Below are 24,856 nucleotides of genomic sequence, written 5' to 3' on the forward strand. Positions count from 1 at the left end.
ACACATGTAGTACAAAATCCCAGAGGGGTAAACTAAACTATGGCTATCAGTATACGTTTGGATGATGATTTCGTGAATGATGTAAAAATTCATGCAGCAGCTTCAAGCAGAAGTGTACCTAAGCAAATCGAGCATTGGGCTAAGATTGGCCGCATTGCGGAGGATAACCCTGATTTGCCGTACTCTTTTATCCTTGATTCTTTACTGGCAAAAAGCGAAGTCAATAGCGGTAAGGTGTCGCGTTATGTCAGAAGGACAAAAAGATCTAAAGATTGAAGTTTATGAAACAAGACGTTTCTCTAAGGCATTATCTAAGTTATCTGAGGATCTTCTTACGATAGTAGAAGATGAGATTGATAGAATAATTGATAATCCTGAAATCGGTGAGCAGAAGAAAGGTGATTTAAGTTTCCTTCGAGTCCATAAATTTAAGTTAAATAACCAGTTAACATTGCTTGGTTACTGTTGGGTTGAAGAGAAAATAGAGTTATACCTGCTGAACTTTGGCTCTCATGAAAATTTTTATCAGGAACAAAAGCGACACAGAAAAGCAGATTTAAAGCTCATTGGATAGGGACTCTATCCAATAAAGCGCGTTTCAAGGCTGCGTATTGCGTGGCCTTTTTTACACCACTCATTCAATAGACCCTTATTCACTTAAATCAAAGGCTACAAGCGGCCTATACCCTATGGATTTCAAGATGCATCGCGACGGCAAGGGAGCGAATCCCCGGGAGCATAGGTAACTATATGACCGGGGTGAGTGAGTGCAGCCAACAAAGAGGCAACTTGAAAGATAACAGGTATATATCATTCTCAAGCAAAGTCATTGTTGTGTTATAACATTATTAGTTTGTTTCTGGTATGACCTGGCTATGCAGCTATTGATGATTTGCAACGAAGTGCATTTATTAATCTATATGAGAGAAAAAATATGCCTACACTTTTTGACCCAATTCGCATTGGTGATCTCGACTTGCCAAATCGCATCATTATGGCTCCTCTGACACGTAATCGTGCAGAAGGAGAAGGGCGTGTCCCTAATGCGCTGATGGCGGAATACTATGCTCAGCGCGTTTCTGCTGGTTTGATTATCAGCGAAGCGACTTCAGTAACTCCGCAAGGAGTTGGCTACGAGAATACGCCGGGTATTTGGTCAGATGAGCAAGTTGCTGGTTGGCGATTGGTCACGGATGCTGTGCATGCTGCTGGTGGGCGTATTTTTATACAGCTTTGGCATGTGGGGCGGATATCGGACCCTGTTTTCCTTAATGGAGAACGGCCAGTGGCGCCAAGTGCAATTGCGGCTGATGGTCATGTTAGCTTATTACGCCCAAAACGTCCTTTCGTGGTTCCACGGCCACTTGAGTTTGAGGAGATTCCCGGTATTGTCGAAGCATTCAGGCGCGGAGCGGAAAATGCGAAAACGGCAGGGTTTGATGGAGTAGAAATACATGGCGCCAATGGATATTTGCTCGATCAATTCTTGCAAGATAATGCTAATCTGCGCACAGATCAGTACGGAGGTTCAGTCGAAAATCGGGCTCGATTACTGCTGGAAGTGACAGACGCTTGTATTTCAGTTTGGGGATCATCACGTGTTGGCATGCATTTGTCCCCACGTGGTGGTTATTACTCTATGGCGGATTCCAATCCTGTGGCGACGTTTGGATATGTAGCACGTGAACTTGGTAAACGAGGTATTGCTTTTATTTTCTCACGTGATGCTGTGGTTGATGGTGACTTAAGTAAGGTGATAAAAGAGGCTTTTGGGTCAATCTATATTGCTAACGAGGAACTTACTCAAGAAAGTGCCGAGCAAGTTCTTGCTGACGGCCGGGCTGATGCAGTGGCTTTTGGTCAATTATTCATCTCCAATCCAGACTTACCTCACCGGTTTTTGGTTAAAGCGTCATTTAATGAACAACAACCGGAAACTTTTATGGTTCCTGGGGCTATAGGCTATACTGATTATCCAGCGCTTACCTAGGTAAGGGGATATCTTACCCACAATGGATAGCCTAACATGAAAGATATTCGAATTGTTTTTCGGGGATGTTAATTTAAAGCTTTAATGGCGCTTTTTGGTTGAACGTCCCAAGATATCCGGCTGGCTCCTTTTATAAGAGCCGGTCATATTTCATTGCAGGATAATTTGAAGGAGAATGATAATGTCAGATTCATTAAATGTATCTATTGTTCGTCGTTTTTACGACTCTATGGGTGATATCGATGTTCTTCGCCAGATCATGGCGAGTGATATTATTTGGGATGTTACCGAAGGATCTCGGTATGGTGGGGTTTATGAAGGAATTGAGGATGTATTAAATAATTTTTTTGTGCCGTTTTTAAATGATATTGATGAGTTTGTGGTGGACAGTTCTGAATATTTTGAGTCAGATGATCATATCATTGTTCTGGGTAATTATTTGGGACGGGTGAAGCGTGGCAAACGGTTCATTTCTCGTTTCGTTCATATATGGACAGTGTGGGATGGGCGGTTAGTTAAATTACAACAAACTGCCGATACGCTTCAAATTGAGCGTGCTCATACAGATTATGCTATTCGGTGACATCGGTTATTATGCCAGCAATATTAACTGAGCCAAACAATAGCATAGGGTGATCAATTTTGCTAAGCACTTTGTCCAGGCTCGAACTTATACGAAAATAGGTGATATCGGTTGTTTTGATGTTTTGTTTCATCTTCACCTTGTTGTTTGAGCAGTTTTATCAGCAATTTTCCGGTGTCCCTGCCTATTTGGGGATAATCAATGCGAATTGATGTCAGTGTTGGCTGTGTGTGGTCACAATTATCTGAACCATCCAGACAAGCAACAGCCAAATCAGCGGGTATTTTAAGTAGACGCCGCTGACATTCAAACATGACTCCTAAAGCAATCACTTCATGACTACAAATCACACCTTCCAGTTCAGGTTGACGTAATAACATTTCAGTAATTGCCTGGCGACCAAATTGCATGCTAGCCGTATCCGAAGTAGTGATATTTTGGTCAGCATTCTGATAGTGATGCAGCATGGCTTTATGCCAGCCATTAATTTGCTGATTGCGTAAACGGCTGTCCATTTGGGCGCCAATATAACCGATATGCTTGCGGCCATTATTCAACATATGTTCAGTCAACGTATAGGCAGCTGCGGAAAAATCGGTTTCTATATTAATCGTCGTCTGCTGTTGATGAGAGCTTGCAACATTAATAATGGGAATATTGATATGAGAAATATTGCTGTGGGTTTTATCTGCCAATTGCGAACTGAAAATCACCAGTGCTGCTGCATTGCTTTGCAGTAGTGTCATGATAATTTCGGTTTCTTTATTATGGTTATATTCATGACATCCAAGCAAAACTTGAAAGGCATGTTTATTCAGCACTTGTTGCAGTGACTGTATAAATGTAGCGCTAGCTTTATCTGTCAGTGAGGGCACAAGTACTGCAATAATATTACTTTGGCCCGAAGCAAGTACGCCGGCAGCGCCATTTGGGATATATCCCAATTCTTGTATAGCGTGTTCAATTTTTTCTCGCAATTTATCCGATACCACTTCTGGTGTTCTCAATGCGCGTGAAACTGTCATTGAACCGACACCAGCATACTTAGCAACATCTTGTAATGTTACTCGCCCTGTATTACGGCGTTTTCGTGTCTTTTTCATCAAAATATTTTTCTATTTTTTTAATTAACGGCTATGAATTTGACGATGGGATTCTACCTGATCTCAGGCAAGCCGTGGGGAAAAAACCATGATGTACTTTCGCTTTATGGTGAATTAATCAAATAACAAATGATAGCGGTATCACAATTATGAGTTACGATCATAGATAGCGCTATCATTTGTGACTAATATCACTAGCAGAAGATAAAGATAGAAAACAGAAGATAGAGGGTAAGAGGGTAGGTAGAGCGGAATGAGATTTTAATTAGGGGAGATTGATGCTAAAGACGTTACTCACCCAAGATGTGATCCAAGTGATACCGGATGCTAAAAATTGGCGCGAAGCAATCGCGATTGCTTGTCAGCCTCTGGTGGAAAATGGTGCCATTTCTTCTTGTTATATTGATGCTATTTATCGTTCGCATGAGGTAATTGGTCCCTATTATGTTGTTGGGCCGGGAATTGCTATGCCACATGCCAGACCGGAACAAGGGGTTAACAAATTAGCTTTAGCGTTAACTGTGATTAGCAAAGGAGTGGAGTTTGGTTCTGAAGAAAATGATCCGGTTAATTTGTTGATTGTCTTGGCAGCAACTGATAGCAACAGCCATATCGAAGTGATCGCTAAACTTGCCGAACTATTTGATAATCAACAAGATATTGCATTACTGATGAGTGCCGAAAGTAAAGAAGAGATTCTTGCCGTGATTAACAAGTATTAAGTCGTTATTTTTGCTATGGGGTAACAGTATGAAAATCACTGTCGTTTGCGGACATGGGTTAGGTACCAGCTTGATGATGGAAATGAGCATCAAAAATATTCTGAAAGAGATGGGAGTAGATGCCAGTGTTGATCACGTCGATCTGGGGTCAGCAAAAGCAACTCAAAGCGACATTTTTGTCGGTACTAAAGATATTGCAGAACAACTGGTTATTCAGGCAGTCGATGGCAAAATTGTTGCGCTGGACAATATGGTGGATAAATCGGCAATGAAAATACGTCTGTCCGTGGCATTAGTTGAACTTGGTGCACTGTAACCGGGGGATTGTCATGGAATTTTTTCATTTTCTGATGAGTGATGTTCTGTCAGAACCGGCGATTTTGGTGGGGTTTATCGCGCTTGTTGGTTTGATCGTGCAAAGGAAACCGGTGACTGAATGTATCAAAGGTACTATAAAAACCATTATGGGGTTTTTGATCTTGGGGGCGGGTGCTGGATTAGTCGTCTCTTCACTGGGGGGTTTTGCTGAAATTTTCCAACACGCTTTTGGTATTCAGGGAGTCGTACCAAACAACGAAGCAATTGTTTCCATTGCGCAAAAGAGTTTTGGTAAAGAAATGGCAATGATCATGTTCTTTGCTATGGTGATCAATATCTTGATTGCACGTTTTACACCGTGGAAATTTATCTTTCTGACTGGGCACCACACATTATTTATGTCCATGATGGTCGCGGTGATTCTGGCAACAGCAGGGATCAAAGGCTCGATGTTGGTGGCTATTGGTTCTGTGGTTGTTGGCGTTGCTATGGTTTTCTTCCCGGCGATTGTCCATCCATATATGAAGAAAGTAACAGGTTCTGACGACGTTGCCATTGGGCATTTTTCCTCGCTTTCCTATGTTCTCGCTGGTTTTATTGGCAGCAAACTAGGAAATAAGGCCCATTCAACCGAAGAGATGAATGTTCCGAAAAGCTTGCTGTTTCTGCGTGATACACCGGTTGCCATCTCTTTTACGATGGCGATTATTTTCATGATCAGTTGCTTATTTGCTGGTGGTGATTTTGTGAGGGAAGTCAGTGGTGGGAAAAATGGATTTATATTCTCGCTAATGCAATCTATTACCTTTGCCGCAGGTGTATATATTATTCTGCAAGGTGTGAGAATGGTCATTGCAGAAATTGTTCCTGCATTTAAAGGAATTTCTGACAAACTGGTCCCAAATGCTAAACCTGCGTTAGATTGCCCGGTTGTCTTTCCTTACGCCCCTAATGCAGTATTGGTAGGATTCTTGAGCAGTTTTGTGGCTGGTGTTATCGGTATGTTTGTACTGTATGCACTCGGTATGACGGTCATTATTCCCGGTGTTGTGCCGCACTTTTTTGTTGGTGCGGCGGCCGGGGTTTTTGGTAATGCGACAGGGGGGCGTAGAGGCGCTATTCTTGGGGCTTTTACTCAGGGCTTTCTGATTACCTTCTTACCCGTATTTCTGTTACCCGTTTTGGGGGATATCGGTATTGCCAACACGACATTCAGTGATGCTGACTTTGGCGCATTGGGCATTCTGTTAGGTATTATTGTTCGTTGATTGTGGAGTATCTGGATCTTGGAATTGAAACAGGGCTATAAACACCCTGTCTCTTGTCAAAATGTTGATGTAAACCATTCGACCATGATAAAGCACCCGTCAGTGCTCATGAGAATTTCTTGGTTTCATCGTTTTTTATATAAAGTCTTCAACAGAAATAGAAAAGTAAATTTTCAAAAAAATGATTATTTAGTCACGTTTTTAGCCCTTTATTTTGATTTATCAAATTGTTATCCATATATCAGTTAGGGGAAATTTAAGCAAAATTCAGGTTAATTAAACAGGTCAGAGAGAAATATGTAATAATGAAATCGATTATTTATAGCAAAATATGGCCTATAGATTGAAGGTATTGGGGGGGAATATAAAGATCATAACTATTCTCTTTGCAAAGTGTTCTTAACTCAATTGCTGAGCTAACTGATAGTTTCTCATAGATACTTTCGAAATATTTTTCCACAGTGCGATATGAAATTTTCATTTCGTCAGCGATATATCTATTACTAACGCCACGGCAGAATAAAAAAATGATTATCCATTCTTTCTCTTTTAATAGATTGTTAGGTTGTTGAAATCGAATTGATATAGGAATATTGTTCTCCATATAATGAGATACAGTAAAATTATGTATTTCTCTTGCGTGAGCAATTATACCAATACACTGTTTATTTTCATCCATTAACGGATATTTATCACAGAAATAGGATGTGGCTTGTTCATTTTTTGCTTGAGGGTAAGTGCTAAGAGATGATATTCGTTGCATACCCTGTAACACCTTATGATCATGTTCCTCAAAAAGATGAGAGAATTGATTCACTGGCGAAGGTAATTCTTTATCGGTATACCCAATAATATCAATATTTTCAGGTAGCTTATTAGCTTTGATAAACATTTTATTTGCATAAATAAAGCGGAGCTCCTTATCTTTTACAAACCACGGTTCTGAGCTTTTATCCCACATATTAGTTAATTGAGGAGTAATAAAAGGGACTTTTTTACATCCTGATTGACTCATATTTGACCTTTATAACATTATTACCTTATAAAAAATTTGAATAAATAGACGATATTTATAAGTAAGACAATAAGAACCTTTTTGGTGCATAGAGATCAAAACTATTTAGTCGGCAATATTCCTCCAGTTGTGAGTCTGAGTTAACTTTCAATTTATTATAAATCTTTCTTATATATTCCTCTATGGTTTTATCTGAGATTTTGAGTAATTGACAGATTTGTGTCCTACTATATTTTTGTAGAAAAAGAAAGACAATTTCCCATTCCTGTTCAGTAAGGAGATGAGTCGGCGATTGAAACATAATAGAAGTAGGTAGTTTACTGTGAAATAGCCGAGCCAGTGAATTATCCTGAACTTTCCAGGCATGGAAAAGAATACCGATGCATTCACCTTTATCATCATCGAGTGGAAATTTTTCCTGGAAATAAGATGATAAAACTTTATCTCGCCCAAAGACATGTGTCTCTAATGATAAAATACTTTCTCTATTTTTTATTACCTGCAAATCATGTGTAATAAAATCTTTGGCAAATTCATTGCCCCTCCAGGGAATATCACTATCATATTTACCTTCATAATCATAGTTGGCATTTATATTTTGGAGTTTAATTAATGCACTATTACCATAGAGAAAACAGGAAGATTTATCTTTTACTCCCCACGGTTCATTGCTTGCTTCCAATGTGTTGATTATTTGTAACGAAGTGGTTGAATTTTTTCTAGTCATATTTGTGTAATATTTTGATTTAGGAAAACATAATGCTTTCTTGTTGCAAAAATTTTTCTGGTGTGTCGAGATCAACATCGTTAAGACAACAATATTCTTTTTGTTTTTGGTCGATGTATTTTTGTAAAACACAGACAGGTTAGAGAGAAATCTTTTTCTTTATTGGCATCAAAGAGAGTATTAATACAACTTCCTGAATTTTCATATTTTGCAATAGGCGAGGGTAACTCACTTGCTGAAAGTTCGGTAATATCAGAATTTTCAGATAAGTTGAGTCGTTGGCAAAAAAGCGGATTTGCATAGATAAATTTTGACCGGCAATATTTAGTTTCCCAAAAATCATGACTATTTTCCCACATGTAAACTAATTGCGGAGTAATATTATTTTGTTTATTTTTTATATTTAACATGGCAACTCCTTAATGAGTCTTTAAATCATTATCTGAAGCGTTTTTTTAATGATTACACTTAAAATAACCTGAATATATAAGAGATTGCAATGATTAATTCGTAAAGAAATAAAATTTATTGATTTTTACACATATCTGTTAATTAAATAGTTTATTATTCTGTGTAAAAAATACCTCTATGTAAAAAATATAAGTATTAATATTGTTTAGTTCTGAAATTATTTAAATCGTCTTTATACAGGTTTGATTTAATCCTTAACATCTCTTTCTCTGTTTTTATTTTCCTTGGCTGTCGAGATCATATTGTATAGCTTGTACTCAATGAATTAAGACGTTGCTTGTAATAATAGTAAATCAATGAACATGATCAGATTAGACTCGAATGAAGTTATTTCGTTGATTTCTGCATCGAAATAAATTGCCTCGTCATACAGTGCAAAGTGCACATCAGCTAGTGAAGCTAATGGATTAGCAGATGAGCGGGTAGAGGATGCGGATCACTCCTCAACGTCAATTAACGGGAAAAGTAACATGTAACTTTTAAACGTGTGAGTACACTCGCAAACCAAATTTTGTTGCAAATGATTGGCGGAGGAGGGCAATAATGGGTCATAATATTGAGGTTTAAAAAATTTATAAAAGGCATCATTGATGACGACATGGATAAAATCTGGTAGTGATCTGAAAAGCTGGATATTGTATCTAGCTGATATACCAGATCATTCTGCATAGAGAATCGTCTACCTGTGTTACCAGTTTGTTAGATTTGCTGTCTGCCGGGTTCCTCTAGCAAAGATAGAGAGATTAAATGTTTATCGGAAGCCGGCAAACATTGCTGCATCAACATCCTTCCTTAGTGATTTGAACCAGATATCAATCTGACGGACATGTCCTTTTGTTAAAATGGTTATTGGGCCTATCGCAGCGATTTTTGTTGGTAATTCTAGCCAAAAAGTCTTATTTGGTGGGGATCGGTTAATTGAATCACTATTTTTCTTTTGGCCTTGTGATGGTAAGAATAGGGGGGGATTACCGGAGAACAGACATTGAATATCTATCCATTACGCAGCTTGAGCATAGATCAAGTACAGGAACAGGGTTTTCATACAGTCATCTGCCGCCATTTCGGTGCAGGTTTAATTACTATGGGGGATTTAGGGTTGGTTCCGGGTCTTAATCAGTTACAGATAACGCAGCATGTTAAATGCGTTGAAACAAAGAATATTTGGGATAGACCATAATGGGTCAGCGAAGACATCTAACGCAACACGAAGTGGAAAGTATGCTGGAAATGGCGAAAAAGAGCCCTAATGGGGAGCGCGACTATTGTCTGGTATACATGAGTTTTGTTCATGGCTTACGTGTTAGTGAAGCTAGGTATCTACGGATATCTGATCTGGATTTGGAAGATGGAAGTTTATATATCCGGCGTTTAAAAGGCGGATTTTCTACTATTCATCCTCTTTTGGGCTATGAAATCCAGGCGATCAGGGAGTGGCTAAAAGTCCGTAAAACCTTCCGAGGGGCAGAAAGTGATTGGTTGTTTCTGTCGCGTACCGGAAAACCACTAACTCGCCAGCGCATTTATCAAATTATTAGTCAGTTAGGGAGATTGGCTAATATTTCCGTAGGTTCTCATCCGCACATGTTGCGCCATGCCTGCGGTTTTGCACTTGCAGATAGGGGAATAGATACGCGGTTGATACAAGATTATCTTGGGCACAGTAATATTCGCCATACTGTGCGGTATACTGCCAGTAATGCAGAGCGTTTCCACGGTGTTTGGGGTGTAAAAAGGAATCGGCATCGGGAATTACACTTTGATTATGTCCCACAGGAAAATGCTTGTTCAATTGAATAAGCGATTCTGATGTATGCGCCTGTTAAGGCGCATACATAAAAACCATCTGTAGAACTCGCTTTTCTTCTTCTTCACCTCGTAAAAATAAGCGTTTCGGAAACCCTTCAACTATTTCCAGAATAGGGTAAATAACCGGTCTAAAATCTAGGGTATTTAATGCCGCAGTTTCGCTGAGACTTGTTTGGATTGCCTCATTGATAAATGCGGTTAAACCTGTTCCATCTGTCGATGAAAAAAATGTTTCACAGAACCCTCAACATCGACATCTCTGCCAGCATAGGCAAGCACACTCATCTTGGGAAGGTTGGTGAATGGCAAGTGAGTTATTGGTTTACCAAATCTGTTAAACCGAAGATAGACAAAAAACGATGGCAGAAAAAATGTGAGTAATCTCAAAAAATTGCGATTTTATTTCACATAAGTATTGAATGAAAATTAGTCATGTCCCACACTCGTTGAAACGTTTCAGTTTTTTATCTCTTTTTTCTTTTATTGGACTTAATGCTTTTTTCTCTACGTATAAACTGAAACGATTCTATTTTTGGTAATAGGGAGAAAATTATGTTCCAGTTGGCTCTGCAAAATATCCATACTGGCGCAATTGCAACCAGTAAAGAGGATGCCATTCGCCAAGTGGCGGCCATGTTAGCCGCGAGTGGTAACGTCAGTGATGCCTATGTTGACGGCATGTTGCAACGTGAAAAGCAAATTTCCACCTACCTTGGCAACGGTATCGCCATTCCGCATGGCACGCTAGATACCCGTGATCTGGTCATGAAAACCGATGTACAGGTATTTCACTTTTCACAGGGTATTGAATGGGATCAAGGAGCGATGTGTTATGTGGTTATTGGTATCGCCGCGCGTTCCGATGAGCATTTGGCACTACTGCGTCAGTTAACACACTTACTGAGTGATGATCGTATTGCAGAGCAGCTAAAAACGATTGAGTCAGCACAGGCACTGCATAGCTTGCTAATGGGAGAAGTTCAGCAGGCTGAGTTTAAATTCGATACCAGCTTGATCACGTTAGATGTTAATGCCCGCGATCTGATGACATTACAGGCATTGAATGCCGGGCGGTTACAGCAAGTGGGGGCCGTAGATACGACCTTTGTCAGCAAAGTGATTAACAGCAAACCACTGGATCTTGGGCAGGGCATTTGGCTCAGTGATAGCCCCGCCGGTAACTTAACCAGCGCTGTGGCAGTGAGCCGATTATTCACGCGGGATAACGAGCCGGTGGTGATGTTGCTGACGGTTGCGGTTGCTGACGACCAACCGCTAAATGTGTTGCACCACCTAAGTAACTTGCTATTAGCACAAAAAGCGGAATGTTTGCTGAAAGCTGATGCGCCGACAGTGCTGACATTACTGACCAGTGGCGTACTGGCGCAGAGCGCCATATCCAGCGGGGAATTTGTCCTGTGCAACGAACATGGCTTACATACTCGCCCAGGTGCTCTGTTGGTTAATGTTATCCGGCAATTTTCCAGTGAAATTACCATCATCAATCTTGATGGTGCCGGTCAACCGGTAAACGGCCGTAGTCTGATGAAAATCATGGCATTGGGCGCTAAAAAAGGCCATCGGCTTCATGTTACTGCCAATGGTGATGATGCGCAGCAGGCGATAGCGGCCATTGGCGAAGCGATTACTTCCGGTTTGGGGGAGGGACCGCGAGAGTAGAAATCCCCAATTTGCCGTGATAATGGGGCGCGTCGATCTACAACCCTTTTAGCTAACAGCAGGAGAAGCATAATGAAAATGCTGATTATCGTTGATCCTTCACTCGGACTTGCCGGAAGTTATCTGGTGAAAACAATCCTCAGTGCCGCTGCGGCGGAAAACGGACTGATACTAACAGAAAATCCAGCAGAGGCCGATTTGGTGGTCGTGACCGGCAGTCGCATCCCCACCGATAACACATTGAACGGTAAGCTTGTTTATCTCGGCGACACGGAACAGGCATTGCATGCGCCGAAAAATTTCTTTCAGCAGGCAAAAGCTGACGCGAAGCCGTATCAGATACCGGCAACTGACATCAGTTGTGATACAAAACGGATTGTCGCGGTGACTGCTTGTCCTACAGGGGTAGCGCACACCTTTATGGCCGCGGAGGCCATCGAAACCGAAGCCAAAAAGCGCGGTTGGTGGGTAAAGGTGGAAACGCGCGGCTCAGTAGGTGCGGGCAATGTTATTACGCCGGAAGAGGTGGAAAAAGCGGATCTGGTGCTAGTCGTTGCCGATATTGACGTAGATCTGGCGAAATTTGCCGGAAAACCGATGTACCGTACCTCCACCGGGCTGGCGTTGAAGAAAACAGCGCAAGAATTTGATAGAGCGCTAGCCGAAGCCAGGCTTTTCGAACCGGAAGGGCAAAATGTTAAAACTGACCGGAGGGAAGAGAATACCGGTATCTATCGTCACTTGTTGACGGGCGTCTCTTATATGTTACCGATGGTGGTGGCGGGTGGCCTGTGCATTGCATTGTCATTTGCTTTTGGCATCACTGCATTTAAAGAATCGGGTACATTGGCGGCGGCGTTAATGCAAATCGGTGGTAGCTCAGCTTTTGCTCTGATGGTCCCTGTATTGGCTGGTTACATTGCTTTCTCGATCGCTGATCGCCCAGGTCTGACACCCGGTTTAATTGGCGGCATGTTGGCAACTAGCACGAACGCGGGATTTATTGGCGGTATTATTGCGGGTTTCCTCGCCGGTTACGTAGCGAAGTTGCTTAACACCAAAGTGAAATTGCCGCAGAGTATGGCAGCATTGAAACCGATCTTGATCATTCCGCTATTTGCTAGCCTGATCACCGGCCTGATTATGATTTACGTTATTGGTAAACCTGTCGCCGGTATCATGGCGGGGCTAACGTATTGGCTTTCTCATATGGAGACAACCAACGCACTCCTGCTAGGAGCCATTTTAGGCGGGATGATGTGTGCTGATATGGGGGGAGCGATAAACAAAGCTGCCTATGCGTTTGGTGTCGGCTTGCTTAGCTCGCAAACCTACGCGCCAATGGCTGCCATTATGGCTGCGGGGATGGTTCCCCCGCTGGCTATGGGAGTGGCGACACTGATTGCCCGGCAGAAGTTCGATAACGTTCAGCGGGAAAGTGGTAAAGCCGCATTGGTGTTAGGTTTATGTTTTATTTCCGAAGGCGCGATTCCCTTTGCTGTCCGTGATCCGATACGTGTGCTCCCATGTTGTATCGTTGGTGGTGCGGTGACGGGAGCCATCTCTATGGCAATAAGTGCGCAATTAATGGCACCGCACGGTGGCCTGTTTGTGCTGTTGATTCCAGGTGCTATCACACCAATACTGGGTTATTTGATGTCGATTATTGCTGGTACTTTGTTGGCAGGATTGATCTATGCACTGCTTAAGCGTCCAGAAACGACCACAACTAAAACATAAAAACAGAAATTATTAGTTATCAAATTAAAATCATTGAAATTTAAGAAAATTACCTATTTATTCGTGACCTCATTCGCATTTTTGCTATTTTCCGATTGTTATTTGCCTCCTTAAATTGGATATAAATATATTCAAAAAAATGAAGAATTATTATGAGTCATGGGCTGCTTAAAAAAGAGGGGGTTGCACAAGCGTGCCTGGCACGTTATCTGCTAGGTGAGCGCTGTGGTAATCGGTTGAAAACGATTGAAGAGCTGTCATCTGACTATGGGTTATCTGTTGGGTTAGTTCAGTTTGCATTAAAAAAACTGGAGAGTTCTGGTGCGGTTTATGTGGAACGACGGGGGCGCAATGGTAGCTATTTGGTCAGTATGGATCACAAAGCACTGTTAGCCCATGCTGATATTAGTAACGTGGTTTGTGCAATGCCGTTGCCTTATACCCGATTGTATGAGGGGCTGGCAAGCGGTCTGAAAGCGCAATTTGAGGGCATTCCATTTTACTTCGCCCACATGAGAGGTTCAGATGCTAGGGTGGAATGCTTGCGTAAGGGTATTTATGACTTGGCGGTGGTATCACATTTGGCGGCGCAAACTTATTTGGAACAAGGTGATGTTTGTACTGTACTTGAATTGGGACCACATACCTATGTTGGTGCACACCAACTGATTTATCGCAAAGGAGGTGAACATAATATCCGTCGTGTTGGGCTGGATCATCGTTCTGCCGACCAGAAAATCATGACTGAAGTGTACTTTGCCGGGCAGGATATCACGTTGGTGGATATTTCTTACCACGAGAGCCTGTATAAGGTAGCGAAAGGTGACATTGATGCCGTGATCTGGAACGTCAGCAGAGAAGTTGAACTCAGTTCCAGGGAGCTTATTGCAGTACCGCTCCATGGAAGTGCATGTTTTATCCGAGCCTCTGAAGCGGTGATTTTAACCAGAGCTGATGACATTCTGATGCAACAACTTTTACGTACGATGGTAAATACAACAGAGTTATTAGTTCATCAACAACGTGTACTGGCAGGTCAGCAGGACCCAAGCTATTAATTTGGCATAGATGGCGTTAACGAATGGAAAATCGACTGAATTTGCTCTATCAGGGAAATGTCATTGATCAGGATATTCATGATGGCATGTTACAAGTTGTGGCTCAGCTTGAAAACGATTGGGAAATTCCTGTCAGGAATGCGTTAGGAGAAATAGTAATAACACATATGGCCAACGCGTTAATGCGCTCACGCCGGGGAGAACAAATCAGTTCAATGGATACTGAACTGCTGATGGAAGTGCGTCAATCGAGAATCTTTTCTCATTTGCAAGCGATTAATGCTTCGCTATTAGTACATTTTGACGTGCAATTACATCCCTGTGAGGAGGGGTATCTGCTGGCAAACTTGTTTAGCCTTTGGGCGGCAAAGGGGCAGTGATAACACGACAACAGAGATGAAGGATTTTTTTTTCCATCAAATATTCAAAAAAATGATGATTTAACATCTAACTTATTGCAGTGGCATTGATCGCCGAAGGAGTACAGGAGGTACAGCATGTTTATACATGCGCTGAACAAACAAAATCCGGCACTGATTGAGGCAGCTCAGACATTATGGGCGCGAGGGGTCTTACTGCCTGATACTTATGTTATTGACGTTGATCAGGTTTTAGAAAATGCCAGACGATTGCTTGCGGTAGCGGAGCATTATGGTATTGCTCTCTATCTGATGACCAAACAGGTTGGGCGTAACCCTTGGTTGGCTCGTAAACTGATGGAACTGGGTTATCAGGGTGTCACCGCAGTGGATTTTAAAGAGGCCAGAGTCTTGATGAGTGGGAAAATCCCGGTGACTCATGCAGGCCATCTGGTACAGATCCCTCGTAATATGGTCTCCTCAGTGATGCAGCAACATCCGGAAGTGATCACAGTATATTCTTTAGAAAAAGCGGAGGAAATTTCCAGTTTGGCGCAGCATGAGGGAAATGTGCAACGCATTATGCTGAAAATCTATGATGATCATGATCATTTATATCCAGGTCAGGAAGCGGGTTTTCACTTGTCGAAATTGCGCACCATCGTTCAGCGCATCATGGCAATGCCCGGTGTAAAACTGACGGGGTTGACACATTTTCCTTGCTTGTTGTGGCAAGAGGATCAGCAGCAGACACTGCCAGCGCCAAACTTATTTACTTTACTGAAAGCAACAGACATTTTACGACAAACTGGGATTGAGGTGACGCAGATAAATGCGCCGTCGGCGTCAAGCTGTAGCACACTGCCGCTATTGGCAAAGTATGGCGTTACCCATACCGAGCCTGGACATGCGCTAACAGGAACAATCCTTGCCAATTTTCGGGGAGAGCAGCCAGAGCGCATCGCTATGCTCTATCTGACGGAAATATCCCACCGATTTAACGGTAACAGTTACTGCTATGGGGGCGGTTATTACCGTCGTGGACGGGCGCATAACGCGCTGATATTCCTGCCAAACGGCCAGATTACCGCCACGCACCTGTTACCGATGGATGACACCAGCATTGATTACCATTTTCCTCTGAGCGGTGAATTTCCGGTCGGCTGTGTTGTCGTGCTGTGCTTTCGCACCCAGATATTTGCTACTCGCAGTGATGTGGCGTTGGTTAGCGGTATCCAGTCAGGGCATCCGGTCTTGGAAGGGCTTTATGACAGCCAGGGAAACCCTATCCCGATTAATGGAGAAAATGGCCTGTGAACAGACGCAGTTCCACTCTCTTCGTCTGAGGACTCTCTTACTCATGACCCAGAAAAACAGAATTGATGCATCTGGCTATACCTATGCACATGAGCACCTGCATCTCGATTTATCGTCATTTAAAAACAGCATTGACTGCCGGCTGGATCAGTACGACCTGATTTGTGAAGAGATGAAAACGCTGGTCAGCCTGGGTGTACACAATATTGTGGAGATGACCAATCGTTACATGGGACGTAACCCACAGTTTATGCTGGATTTGATGCGGGACTCCGGCATTAATGTAATAGTTTCAACTGGCTATTACCAATCTGCCTTTTTTCCTGAACATGTAGCACATACCACAGCTCGACAACTGGCGGATGAAATGATCGCTGAGATTGAACAGGGTATCGACGCTACGACGCTGAAAGCCGGAGTCATTGGGGAAATTGGTTCCAGCAAGGGGGTAATTACGCCTGATGAAGAGAAAGTATTTTATGCTGCGGCGATAGCCCATTTGGAGACCGGGCGTCCTGTTTCGACCCATACGACATTAAGCACAATGGGTCTTGAGCAACTGGCATTACTGAAAAAGCACGGTGTAGATGCTGAACGCGTAGTGATTGGTCACTGTGATCTTAAAGATAATCTGGACAACATCTTGCGCATCATTGAACAGGGGGCCTACATCCAGTTCGACACGATTGGCAAAAACGATTACTACCCGGATGAAAAGCGGATCGCTATGTTACAGACTCTGGCCCAACGTGGCTTGCTTAACCGCGTCATGTTATCGATGGATATTACCCGTCGTTCTCACTTAAAAGCCAATGGTGGCAATGGATTTGCTTATTTAATTACCACCTTTGTGCCGATGCTAAACCGGGCTGGATTAACGCAAACCGATATTGATTTGATGTTACGTGATAACCCAATGCTATTTTTCAACTAAAGGAAAAACATATGAGATTTGTTATTGGAGGACAAATTGAGAAAGAAAAAATTGCTGAAACTTTACGCCGTCTGGCCGGGGATAAAACCTTATCCATTACCGTGATGGGTGACATAGATGCCGCTATGGCGCTTAAGAGTGGTGATGCGGATTACTACTTGGGAGCCTGTAATACCGGTGGAGGCGCTTTGGCAATGGCAATTGCGATTGTTGGTATTGACAAATGCGCCACCATCAGTATGCCAGGGAAGATCCTGCCTGATGAAGAAATTATTGCCCATGTTAACGCCGGGAAAACGGCATTTGGTTTTACTGGTCAGGATATAGACGCGGTTATTCCGGTGGTTATCAAGGCTATTCTTTCTTCATGAGGACAGGAAAATGGAATATGAATTTTTCACTCGCTTAATGGAAATTGATCCGTTTAAAGCGGGTTTGTTAGCGGTGATTGGTGGGATATCTGCCATGATGGCTAACCGCGGTATTGCTGTATTTCATGATGGGCTACGTCCTTTAATGCCGGAACACCTGGAAGGGCGTATGAATCGTAAAACCCTGGCTGCCACCAGTTTTGCCCTAAGTTTTGGGTTGGTTATCGGCTTTGGTATTCCGTTCTCGCTGACCGCCCCGATTATTCTGGTGCATAGCTTATTATTGGGAACCGATGTCATTGGTACCTGGTGTGCAAACAGTAAAAAAGGTTTCATACTTTCCGCTGTCTTGGGAGCGCTATATGCCGTTGCCTTGATGACCGGTTTACGATCTGTTGTCGATATCTTTGCCCATTTGCCGGTTAATTTCATGGGTAACCTGAGTAAAGTTGGCGATCCTATCGTAGCCTGCTTTGCACTGTTTCCTGCGATTGTTGTGGCCTATCAATACGGATATGGCAAAGGAATATGGGTACTGATTGCGACATTGGTGGGATATATCGCGACGAAAGCGGTAGGATCATTGAGTTTTGGTGGGGCTCTGAGCAAACCGGTGCAATTGGATCCTAACGGGATAGCTCTGCTGATCTCAATGATTGTGATGTTCTACTTTGCTATGAAACAGCGTGCTCCCAAAGCCGGCGAGGGAGCTGCTCCGGCTAAAGGTGCGAATGAGACGCTGGTTGGACTATTCTCCACGCGGATACAGCGCATTCAAAATAACATCTGGTTGCTGGTATTAAGTGGTGGTTTGACTGCGGTAGCGGCTTCGATGTCACTCAGTCTGCTGGCGGAAGGTCCGGTATCACTGCAACTGATGGCGCAGGGGGAAGGGGCTAACGCCATGTTGGTGGCGCTTGCCAGAGCGATCAGCTTTGTGCCGTTAGTCGGTATGACAGCCATTGCGACTGGGGTTTATAGCCCGGTCGGCATGAAGTTCGTGTTTGTCGCCGGGTTAGTCACCAATAATCTGTGGATTGCCTTCATTGCCGGTAGTTTGATTATGTTTATAGAAATCAAACTGCTGGCGAGAATTGCTATCTGGTTGGATAAATATCCCGGAGTCAAAGCTTGTGGTGAGCATATTCGTACTGTTATTACCCGCATGTTAGAAGTTGCCTTATTGGTGGGGGGAATGATGGCTGCCAACGCCATTCTGCCGGGCATGGGATTTATGGTGGTGGCGGGTATTTATCTACTCAACCGTACGGCTAAACGTCCTTTGGTTGAAATGGCGATTGGGCCGATTGCAACGATTGTGGTTGGTGTGCTAGCTAACGTCATCTATCTGTTGGGCATCAGCTAATTGAATATACCCGTCATCTTTCAAGCTGCCTCTTTGTTGGCGGCACTTACTCACCCCGGTCACATAGTTCTCTATGCTTCCGGGGATTTGCTCCCTTGCCGTCGTGATGCATCTTGAAATCCATAGGGTATAAATTTCCCCCTTTATTTTGTGATGATAAAAATAGAGGGGAAGCACGAGAAAATAGATAGCACGAGAGAATAGATTAATGCGGGAGAGCCGATATTGAACACCTATCCATTACCTAGTCTGAATATGGAGCAGGCGCAGCACAAGCAGTTTCGTTTAGTTGATATTATCTGCCGCTATTTTCCAGGTGCGGATTTTCTCACTACAGGAGATTTAGGGCTGGTGCCGGGATTGAACCGGCCACAGATAACCCAACGCGTTGAACAGGTCATTGCCGATTTCTTTTCTGCTGAGGCTGCTGTGTTAGTACAAGGGGCGGGAACTGGGGCAATACGTTGTGGGTTGTCGGCATTACTTAATGCGGGCGATAGCCTGCTGATTCATGATGCGCCGTTATATCCTTCGACAGCGGTTACTGCCGAGCAAATGGGCTTGCATCTGGTGCGGGCCGATTTCAATCAATCCGAACAAATACGGGCTGCGATTTTGCAACATTTACCGGTCGCGGGGTTGGTACAACACACGCGGCAGAAAATTGATGATGCTTATGAGCTGGCAGACGTTATATCACTGTTGAATGCTGCATCACTACCGGTTCTGGTTGACGATAACTATGCTGCCATGAAAGTGGAACGTATCGGTTGTGAATGGGGGGCTATGTTATCGGCTTTCTCCAGCTTTAAACTGTTTGGCCCGCAAGGTATCGGTGTTGTGGCAGGTCAACAAGCGGCAATAGAGCGCATCCGGCGTAGTATGTATTCCGGTGGCAGTCAAGTACAGGGATTTCAGGCATTGGAAGTATTGCGTGGATTAGTATTTGCTCCGGTGATGCATGCTGTGCAGGCACAGGTGAGTGAAACATTAGTGGCCCGGCTTAATCAGGGAATCATACCGCAGGTGAAACAGGCGTTTATCGCCAATGCACAATCGAAAGTATTGCTGGTGGAGTTTTATGATGAGATTGCCGAACAGGTACTTCATGTTGCTCATAAGCTTGGTGCACTGCCATATCCGGTGGGCGCTGAATCAAAGTTTGACATTCCGCCACTGTTTTACCGGTTATCTGGTACATTCCGTCAATCTGATCCCACGTTAGAGAGACGGATGATAAGGATAAATCCTAATCGAAGTGGTGCGGAGACAGTAATAAGGCTCCTGAGTCAAAGCTGTGCACAGGCCGCTTCCTTGCTACACCCTCAACCACTCCCGATATACCGCTTTCCATCAGTATGAGAGGCAGACAACAAGCCCGTTCTTGGGTCTCGTTTTCATTTTGCCGGCGCGTGTGACGATGCTCGAAGTTGTGAAACACTATACGGGACTAACGTCCCGTCGAAACTCCCTTCCCGCCTTGTGTCGGCGAGAGTACCCTCTTAAAGGAAAAGATGGGGAAATCGATATCAAGGCTCAAGGCTTATAAATCCTGAATTAATGTAAAGGTCGGCGATGTCATTAATTGTATCCCTAATTATTACCTGAATGGTTAATAGAATTATTAATAATTAACAGTAAAATCGATTATTTATAATATAAAATGACCTATTGATAGAAAATACCTTGGTGGAACATAGAGATCATACCCCTTTTCTTTGCAAAGTAATCGTAACTCAGTCAATGAGCTGACGGATAGTTTTTGGTAAATACTTTCAAAATGTTTTTCCACCGTGTGGCATGAAACATTCATTTCAATGGATGTTTCATTATTATTCATACCGCAGCAAAATAGAAAAATAACCATCCACTCTTTCTCATTTAACAAATCATTAGGTGGTCTGAGACTGGCTGACGTTGGTATATTGTCTTTAATATAATGATAAACCGTAAAGTGCTCTAATTCTCTGGCGTGAGAGATAATGCCAATACAGTGATTATCCTCACCCATCAATGGATATTTTTCGCAAAAATAGGATTTAGGTGGCCGACCATTACCTTGAGGATAAGTGCCGACAGAGCATACTTTCTGCATGCATTCTAAGACCCTGCGATCATGTTCTTTAAAGTGATGAGCAAAACCATTAACAGGTATTGGTAATTCGTCAACGGTATACCCTATGATATTAAAGTTTTCCGGTAACTTAATGACTTTAATAAACTTGGTATTTGCATAAATAAAGCGGGATTCCTTATCTTTTACAAACCAAGGATCTGGGCTTCTGTCCCATATATGTGTTAATTGCCGAGTAATAAAAGGGACTTCTTTAAATCCTGATTTATTCATAAATATCCTTTAAGATAATTATTGCTTTTTTGAATTATTGAATGTAAATATATCATTGAAAGCAAAGCATATTTCCATAGGGTTGTCTATTTTATCAATAAATAACTAACAAAGGTAGTATGTAGAAACTGGGAAATAATACGTAATCTAAGACAATAAAAACCTTTCTGGGATATAGTGATCAAAATTATTGGCTCGACAATACTCTTCCAACTGTTGACTGGAGTGAATCCCGATTTTACGATATATCCTTGACATATGTTCCTCAACCTCATGATAGGCGATATTCAATATTTTCCCGATCTGTTTTTTGGGCTGTTTCTGTAAGAAGAGAAAGATAATATCCCACTCCCGATGAGTAAAAAGATCGGAGGGGGGTTGGAGTAGCATGGATGACGGTAATTTATCATAATATTGATATAGGTAGGTTAATGAATACTCTTTAGCCTTCCACATATGGTACATAACTCCCATACAATTACCATTGTCATGATAAAGAGGCAACTTTTCACAAAAATAGGATGACAAAATTTGCTCTTGCCCAAAAACATGGGTTTCAAGTGAACAGACTCTTTCGCCTTTAACCATGACATTTTTATCGTGGAGAATAAACTCCTTGGCGAATTCAGCACCATCCCAGGGCAGTTCATGATCATAAAGCCCTTCATAATCAAATGACTCTTTAAAATTATGAATAAACCTCTTTGTGGCTGAATTACCGTAAATAAAGTTTGAAGAACTATCCTTTATTCCCCACGGTTCATTACTTATTTCCATTGTATTAATAACTTGAGGTGATATTGCATAGTTATTTTTCATATTAGCAAAACTCCTTTATTCTAAAGGTTAAAGAAAAACTCTGTTTTTTGGATGGATAAATTTTTTGGGCATATAGAGATCATAATCATTGGTGCGACAATATTCTTCCAATTGATAACTAGAATGAACCCCAATTCTTCCATATATTCGTGAGATATGAGTTTCAACCGTACGATAAGAAATATTTAACATTCTACCAATTTGCTTGCTGGTATACTTGTGTAACATCAGGAAAATAACATCCCATTCCCGTTGAGTAAAGCGATCGGTCGGTGGCTGGAACATAATATTGGCTGGCAATTTTCCATGAAATAGCCGGGTGAATGAAAAATCCTGAACTTGCCAACCATGATATATAGTCCCCATACAGCTTCTGTCTTCATGATAAAGAGGATATTTTTCAAAAAAATAGGATGATAGAATTTGTTCTTTTCCATGTACATGTGTTATGAGTGAACACATCCTTTCTTCTTTTTCCATCACTATCTTATCATGAATCATATATTCTTTAGCAAATTCGGCTCCATCCCAAGGAAGGTCATAATCATAAAGCCCCTCATAATCAAAAGAGCTTGAAATATTTTGAACATGTTTACATGCTTGGTTGGCATAAATAAAACATGCATTTCTATCCTTTATTCCCCAAGGCTCATTGCTTTGCTTCATTGTATTAATAATCTGAGGTGATATTACATAGTTCTTTTTCATATTTAATGAGAATTCTTATTCATCTAGTGGTTAAAGAAACATTCTGCTTTCTGGGCGCACAAACCTTTCTGGCACATAGAGATCATAATCATTGGTGCGACAATATTCTTCTAATTGACGACTAGAATGAAGACCCATTCGTTTATATATGCGTGAGATATGGGTTTCAACCGTACGGTAGGAAATATTTAACATTATACCGATTTGCTTACTGGTATATTTGTGTAACATCAGGAAAATAACATCCCATTCCCGTTGAGTAAAAAGGTCAGTCGGTGGCTGGAACATAATAGATGCTGGAAGTTTTTCACGAAATAGTCGGGTAAATGAAAAATCCTGAGCTTGCCAACCATGATATATCACGCCCATACAGTTACCATCTTCATGATAGAGAGGATATTTTGCAAGAAAGTAGGATGACAGAATTTGTTCTTTTCCAAATAAATGTGTTTCGAGTGAACATATTCTCTTTTCCTGTTCCATGACTTTTTGATCATGAACCATGTATTCTTTGGCAAATTCGGCGCCATCCCAGGGTAATTCATGTTCATAAATCCCTTCATAGTCAAAAGAACTTGAAATATTTTGAAGACGTTTACATGTCTGATTGACATAAATAAAGCATGAGTTTTTATCTTTTATTCCCCAAGGCTCATTACTCTGCTCCATTGTATTAATAATCTGAGGGGAGATGACATAGTTCTTCTTCATATTAGTGAGAACTCCTTTTAATCTAAGGGTTAAGGGAGCATTCTGCTTCCAGGTTGCACAAATCTTTTTGGCACATAGAGATCATAGTCATTGGTGCGACAATATTCTTCCAATTGACGACTAGAATGAAGGCCAATTCGTTTACATATGCGTGAGATATGGTTTTCAACCGTACGGTAGGAAATATTTAACATCATACCGATTTGCTTATTGGTATATTTGTGTAACATCAGGAAAATAACATCCCATTCCCGTTGAGTAAAGAGATCGGTCGGTGGTTGAAATAATATAGACGCCGGGAGTTTTCCATGAAATAGGCGAGTGAATGAGAAATCTTGGGCTTGCCAACCATGATATATAATGCCTACACAGCTTCCGTCTTCATGATAAAGAGGATATTTTGCAAAAAAGTAGGATGATAGAATTTGTTCTTTTCCATGTATATGTGTCTCAAGTGAACATATTCTTTTTTCCTGTTCTACCACTTTTTTGTCATGGGCCATGTATTCTTTGGCAAATTCGGCGCCATCCCAGGGTAATTCATACTCATAGAGTCCTTCATAGTCAAAAGAGCTTGAAATATTTTGAAGACGTTTACATGCCTGATTGACATAAATATAGCGTGTATTTTCATCCTTTATTCCCCAGGGCTCATTACTCTGCTCCATTGTATTAATAACCTGAGGGGAGATGACATAGTTCTTCTTCATATTAGTGAGAACTCCTTTTAATCTAAGGGTTAAGGGAGCATTCTGCTTCCAGGTTGCACAAATCTTTTTGGCACATAGAGATCATAATCATTGGTGCGACAATATTCTTCTAATTGACGACTAGAATGAAGACCCATTCGTTTACATATGCGTGAAATATGGTTTTCAACCGTACGGTAGGAAATATTTAACATCATACCGATTTGCTTACTGGTATACTTGTGTAACATCAGGAAAATAACATCCCATTCCCGTTGGGTAAAAAGGTCAGTCGGTGGCTGGAACATAATATTGGCTGGCAATTTTCCACGAAATAGCCGGGTGAATGAGAAATCCTGAACTTGCCAACCATGATATATTGTTCCTATACAGCTTCCGTCTTCATGATAGAGAGGGTATTTTTCAAAGAAGTAAGACGACAGAATTTGCTCTTTGAAGAATTTATGTGTTACAAGTGAACATATTCTTTCTTCTTTTTCCATTACTATTTTATCATTGGTCATGTACTCTTCAGCAAATTCAGCTCCATCCCAGGGAAGATCATAATCATAATGCCCCTCATAATCAAAAGAGCTTGAAATATTTTGAACATGTTTACATGCTTGATTAGCATAAATAAAGCATGAGTTTTTATCTTTTATTCCCCAAGGCTCATTACTCTGCTCCATTGTATTAATAACCTGAGGTGATATTGCATAGTTCTTCTTCATATCAGTGAGAACTCCTTTTA

At 41.9% G+C, this 24,856-nt stretch carries 28 protein-coding genes and 1 pseudogene; 18 read left to right on the forward strand and 11 right to left on the reverse strand.

Translation table 11 applies throughout. The features are described from left to right. Nucleotides 1-39 precede the first annotated feature (39 nt). The 4 genes from AACQ83_RS06855 to AACQ83_RS06870 all read left to right on the forward strand — a co-directional run bounded on the left by AACQ83_RS06855 (nucleotide 40) and on the right by AACQ83_RS06870 (nucleotide 2,573). Entirely contained in the window at nucleotides 40-276 is a 237-nt protein-coding gene (locus AACQ83_RS06855; RefSeq protein WP_112876907.1) for a TA system antitoxin ParD family protein, read from the forward strand. Next, nucleotides 245-574: a type II toxin-antitoxin system RelE/ParE family toxin gene (locus AACQ83_RS06860; protein ID WP_112876908.1), complete on the forward strand. Its 330-nt coding sequence runs from the start codon at nucleotides 245-247 to the stop codon at nucleotides 572-574. Before AACQ83_RS06855 ends, AACQ83_RS06860 begins: the two co-directional genes overlap by 32 nt. Nucleotides 575-934: 360 nt before the next feature. Next, nucleotides 935-1,990 carry an alkene reductase gene (locus tag AACQ83_RS06865; RefSeq protein WP_112876909.1) on the forward strand — a complete coding sequence of 352 codons (1,056 nt, stop codon included), beginning with the start codon at nucleotides 935-937 and terminating at the stop codon, nucleotides 1,988-1,990. A gap of 181 nt (nucleotides 1,991-2,171) precedes the next feature. Then, a complete protein-coding gene (locus AACQ83_RS06870; RefSeq protein WP_112876910.1) occupies nucleotides 2,172-2,573 on the forward strand; it encodes a nuclear transport factor 2 family protein in 402 nt (133 codons plus the stop codon). Nucleotides 2,574-2,635: 62 nt separating this feature from the next. Here the strand turns inward: AACQ83_RS06870 and AACQ83_RS06875 are convergent, their stop codons facing one another. Next, nucleotides 2,636-3,676 carry a LacI family DNA-binding transcriptional regulator gene (locus AACQ83_RS06875; RefSeq protein WP_112876911.1) on the reverse strand — a complete coding sequence of 347 codons (1,041 nt, stop codon included), beginning with the start codon at nucleotides 3,674-3,676 and terminating at the stop codon, nucleotides 2,636-2,638. 278 nt (nucleotides 3,677-3,954) lie between these two features. Here AACQ83_RS06875 and AACQ83_RS06880 point away from each other — a divergent pair, with 278 nt between their 5' ends. From AACQ83_RS06880 to AACQ83_RS06890, 3 genes are read left to right on the forward strand one after another with little or no spacing between them, the layout of a single operon-like run. Continuing rightward, nucleotides 3,955-4,398 (forward strand): PTS sugar transporter subunit IIA, encoded by a 444-nt coding sequence (locus AACQ83_RS06880; RefSeq protein WP_112876912.1) that lies wholly within the window; start codon nucleotides 3,955-3,957, stop codon nucleotides 4,396-4,398. 28 nt (nucleotides 4,399-4,426) lie between these two features. Beyond that, complete coding sequence (locus tag AACQ83_RS06885) at nucleotides 4,427-4,714, forward strand: PTS sugar transporter subunit IIB (RefSeq protein WP_112876913.1); 288 nt, start codon at nucleotides 4,427-4,429, stop codon at nucleotides 4,712-4,714. A 13-nt stretch (nucleotides 4,715-4,727) separates the two neighbouring features. Then, the gene (locus AACQ83_RS06890) at nucleotides 4,728-5,984 is read left to right on the forward strand and encodes a PTS ascorbate transporter subunit IIC (RefSeq protein ID WP_112876914.1); all 1,257 of its coding nucleotides are present in this window, start codon (nucleotides 4,728-4,730) and stop codon (nucleotides 5,982-5,984) included. A gap of 319 nt (nucleotides 5,985-6,303) precedes the next feature. Here AACQ83_RS06890 and AACQ83_RS06895 read toward each other — a convergent pair whose 3' ends face one another. The 4 genes and pseudogenes from AACQ83_RS06895 to AACQ83_RS06910 form a co-directional block, all read right to left on the reverse strand. Continuing rightward, nucleotides 6,304-6,999, reverse strand: a complete 696-nt coding sequence (locus AACQ83_RS06895) for a helix-turn-helix transcriptional regulator (RefSeq protein WP_112876915.1) — start codon at nucleotides 6,997-6,999, stop codon at nucleotides 6,304-6,306. 55 nt (nucleotides 7,000-7,054) lie between these two features. Next, complete coding sequence (locus AACQ83_RS06900) at nucleotides 7,055-7,726, reverse strand: helix-turn-helix transcriptional regulator (RefSeq protein ID WP_112877006.1); 672 nt, start codon at nucleotides 7,724-7,726, stop codon at nucleotides 7,055-7,057. An 80-nt stretch (nucleotides 7,727-7,806) separates the two neighbouring features. Next, entirely contained in the window at nucleotides 7,807-8,136 is a 330-nt protein-coding gene (locus AACQ83_RS06905; RefSeq protein WP_112876916.1) for a hypothetical protein, read from the reverse strand. Between the two features lie 326 nt (nucleotides 8,137-8,462). Continuing rightward, nucleotides 8,463-8,621 (reverse strand): annotated as a pseudogene (locus AACQ83_RS06910) (MurR/RpiR family transcriptional regulator); the annotation flags it as partial. Nucleotides 8,622-9,182: 561 nt separating this feature from the next. Between AACQ83_RS06910 and AACQ83_RS06915 the strand changes: the two are divergent. The 11 genes from AACQ83_RS06915 (at nucleotide 9,183) to AACQ83_RS06965 (ending at nucleotide 20,193) form a co-directional block, all read left to right on the forward strand. Continuing rightward, complete coding sequence (locus AACQ83_RS06915) at nucleotides 9,183-9,377, forward strand: hypothetical protein (RefSeq protein ID WP_112876917.1); 195 nt, start codon at nucleotides 9,183-9,185, stop codon at nucleotides 9,375-9,377. Next, nucleotides 9,377-9,997 (forward strand): tyrosine-type DNA invertase, encoded by a 621-nt coding sequence (locus AACQ83_RS06920; RefSeq protein WP_112876918.1) that lies wholly within the window; start codon nucleotides 9,377-9,379, stop codon nucleotides 9,995-9,997. The genes AACQ83_RS06915 and AACQ83_RS06920 overlap by 1 nt, the downstream gene beginning before the upstream one ends. 561 nt (nucleotides 9,998-10,558) lie before the next feature. Continuing rightward, nucleotides 10,559-11,686 carry a fused PTS fructose transporter subunit IIA/HPr protein gene (gene fruB, locus AACQ83_RS06925; protein ID WP_112876920.1) on the forward strand — a complete coding sequence of 376 codons (1,128 nt, stop codon included), beginning with the start codon at nucleotides 10,559-10,561 and terminating at the stop codon, nucleotides 11,684-11,686. A 72-nt stretch (nucleotides 11,687-11,758) separates the two neighbouring features. Next, nucleotides 11,759-13,426, forward strand: a complete 1,668-nt coding sequence (gene fruA, locus AACQ83_RS06930; RefSeq protein WP_112876921.1) for a PTS fructose transporter subunit IIBC — start codon at nucleotides 11,759-11,761, stop codon at nucleotides 13,424-13,426. A gap of 152 nt (nucleotides 13,427-13,578) precedes the next feature. Next, on the forward strand, nucleotides 13,579-14,484 hold the full coding sequence (gene yhfZ, locus AACQ83_RS06935) for a GntR family transcriptional regulator YhfZ (RefSeq protein ID WP_112876922.1): 906 nt from the start codon (nucleotides 13,579-13,581) through the stop codon (nucleotides 14,482-14,484). 23 nt (nucleotides 14,485-14,507) lie between these two features. Beyond that, nucleotides 14,508-14,864, forward strand: coding sequence for a PRD domain-containing protein (locus AACQ83_RS06940; protein ID WP_112876923.1), 357 nt, complete (start codon nucleotides 14,508-14,510; stop codon nucleotides 14,862-14,864). Nucleotides 14,865-14,981: 117 nt separating this feature from the next. Then, the gene (locus AACQ83_RS06945; protein ID WP_112876924.1) at nucleotides 14,982-16,160 is read left to right on the forward strand and encodes a YhfX family PLP-dependent enzyme; all 1,179 of its coding nucleotides are present in this window, start codon (nucleotides 14,982-14,984) and stop codon (nucleotides 16,158-16,160) included. Nucleotides 16,161-16,203: 43 nt separating this feature from the next. Further along, complete coding sequence (locus AACQ83_RS06950) at nucleotides 16,204-17,094, forward strand: phosphotriesterase-related protein (protein WP_112877007.1); 891 nt, start codon at nucleotides 16,204-16,206, stop codon at nucleotides 17,092-17,094. An 11-nt stretch (nucleotides 17,095-17,105) separates the two neighbouring features. After that, complete coding sequence (locus tag AACQ83_RS06955) at nucleotides 17,106-17,465, forward strand: DUF2620 domain-containing protein (RefSeq protein WP_112876925.1); 360 nt, start codon at nucleotides 17,106-17,108, stop codon at nucleotides 17,463-17,465. 10 nt (nucleotides 17,466-17,475) lie between these two features. Then, nucleotides 17,476-18,831, forward strand: a complete 1,356-nt coding sequence (locus AACQ83_RS06960; protein WP_112876926.1) for a YhfT family protein — start codon at nucleotides 17,476-17,478, stop codon at nucleotides 18,829-18,831. Nucleotides 18,832-19,056: 225 nt separating this feature from the next. Further along, nucleotides 19,057-20,193, forward strand: a complete 1,137-nt coding sequence (locus AACQ83_RS06965; RefSeq protein WP_112876927.1) for an aminotransferase class V-fold PLP-dependent enzyme — start codon at nucleotides 19,057-19,059, stop codon at nucleotides 20,191-20,193. A gap of 289 nt (nucleotides 20,194-20,482) precedes the next feature. Here the strand turns inward: AACQ83_RS06965 and AACQ83_RS06970 are convergent, their stop codons facing one another. The 6 genes from AACQ83_RS06970 to AACQ83_RS06995 form a co-directional block, all read right to left on the reverse strand. Beyond that, nucleotides 20,483-21,178 carry a helix-turn-helix transcriptional regulator gene (locus tag AACQ83_RS06970; RefSeq protein ID WP_112876928.1) on the reverse strand — a complete coding sequence of 232 codons (696 nt, stop codon included), beginning with the start codon at nucleotides 21,176-21,178 and terminating at the stop codon, nucleotides 20,483-20,485. A gap of 147 nt (nucleotides 21,179-21,325) precedes the next feature. Then, nucleotides 21,326-21,997, reverse strand: coding sequence for a helix-turn-helix transcriptional regulator (locus AACQ83_RS06975; RefSeq protein WP_112876929.1), 672 nt, complete (start codon nucleotides 21,995-21,997; stop codon nucleotides 21,326-21,328). Between the two features lie 27 nt (nucleotides 21,998-22,024). Then, entirely contained in the window at nucleotides 22,025-22,705 is a 681-nt protein-coding gene (locus AACQ83_RS06980; protein WP_112876930.1) for a helix-turn-helix transcriptional regulator, read from the reverse strand. Between the two features lie 30 nt (nucleotides 22,706-22,735). Further along, entirely contained in the window at nucleotides 22,736-23,416 is a 681-nt protein-coding gene (locus AACQ83_RS06985; protein ID WP_112876931.1) for a helix-turn-helix transcriptional regulator, read from the reverse strand. Nucleotides 23,417-23,445: 29 nt separating this feature from the next. Continuing rightward, nucleotides 23,446-24,126 (reverse strand): helix-turn-helix transcriptional regulator, encoded by a 681-nt coding sequence (locus tag AACQ83_RS06990; protein WP_112876932.1) that lies wholly within the window; start codon nucleotides 24,124-24,126, stop codon nucleotides 23,446-23,448. Between the two features lie 29 nt (nucleotides 24,127-24,155). After that, on the reverse strand, nucleotides 24,156-24,836 hold the full coding sequence (locus tag AACQ83_RS06995; RefSeq protein WP_112876933.1) for a helix-turn-helix transcriptional regulator: 681 nt from the start codon (nucleotides 24,834-24,836) through the stop codon (nucleotides 24,156-24,158). Nucleotides 24,837-24,856: the final 20 nt, after the last annotated feature.

Origin of the sequence: Photorhabdus sp. S10-54 (assembly GCF_963878145.1) — a bacterium.
Lineage (GTDB): Bacteria > Pseudomonadota > Gammaproteobacteria > Enterobacterales > Enterobacteriaceae > Photorhabdus > Photorhabdus kayaii.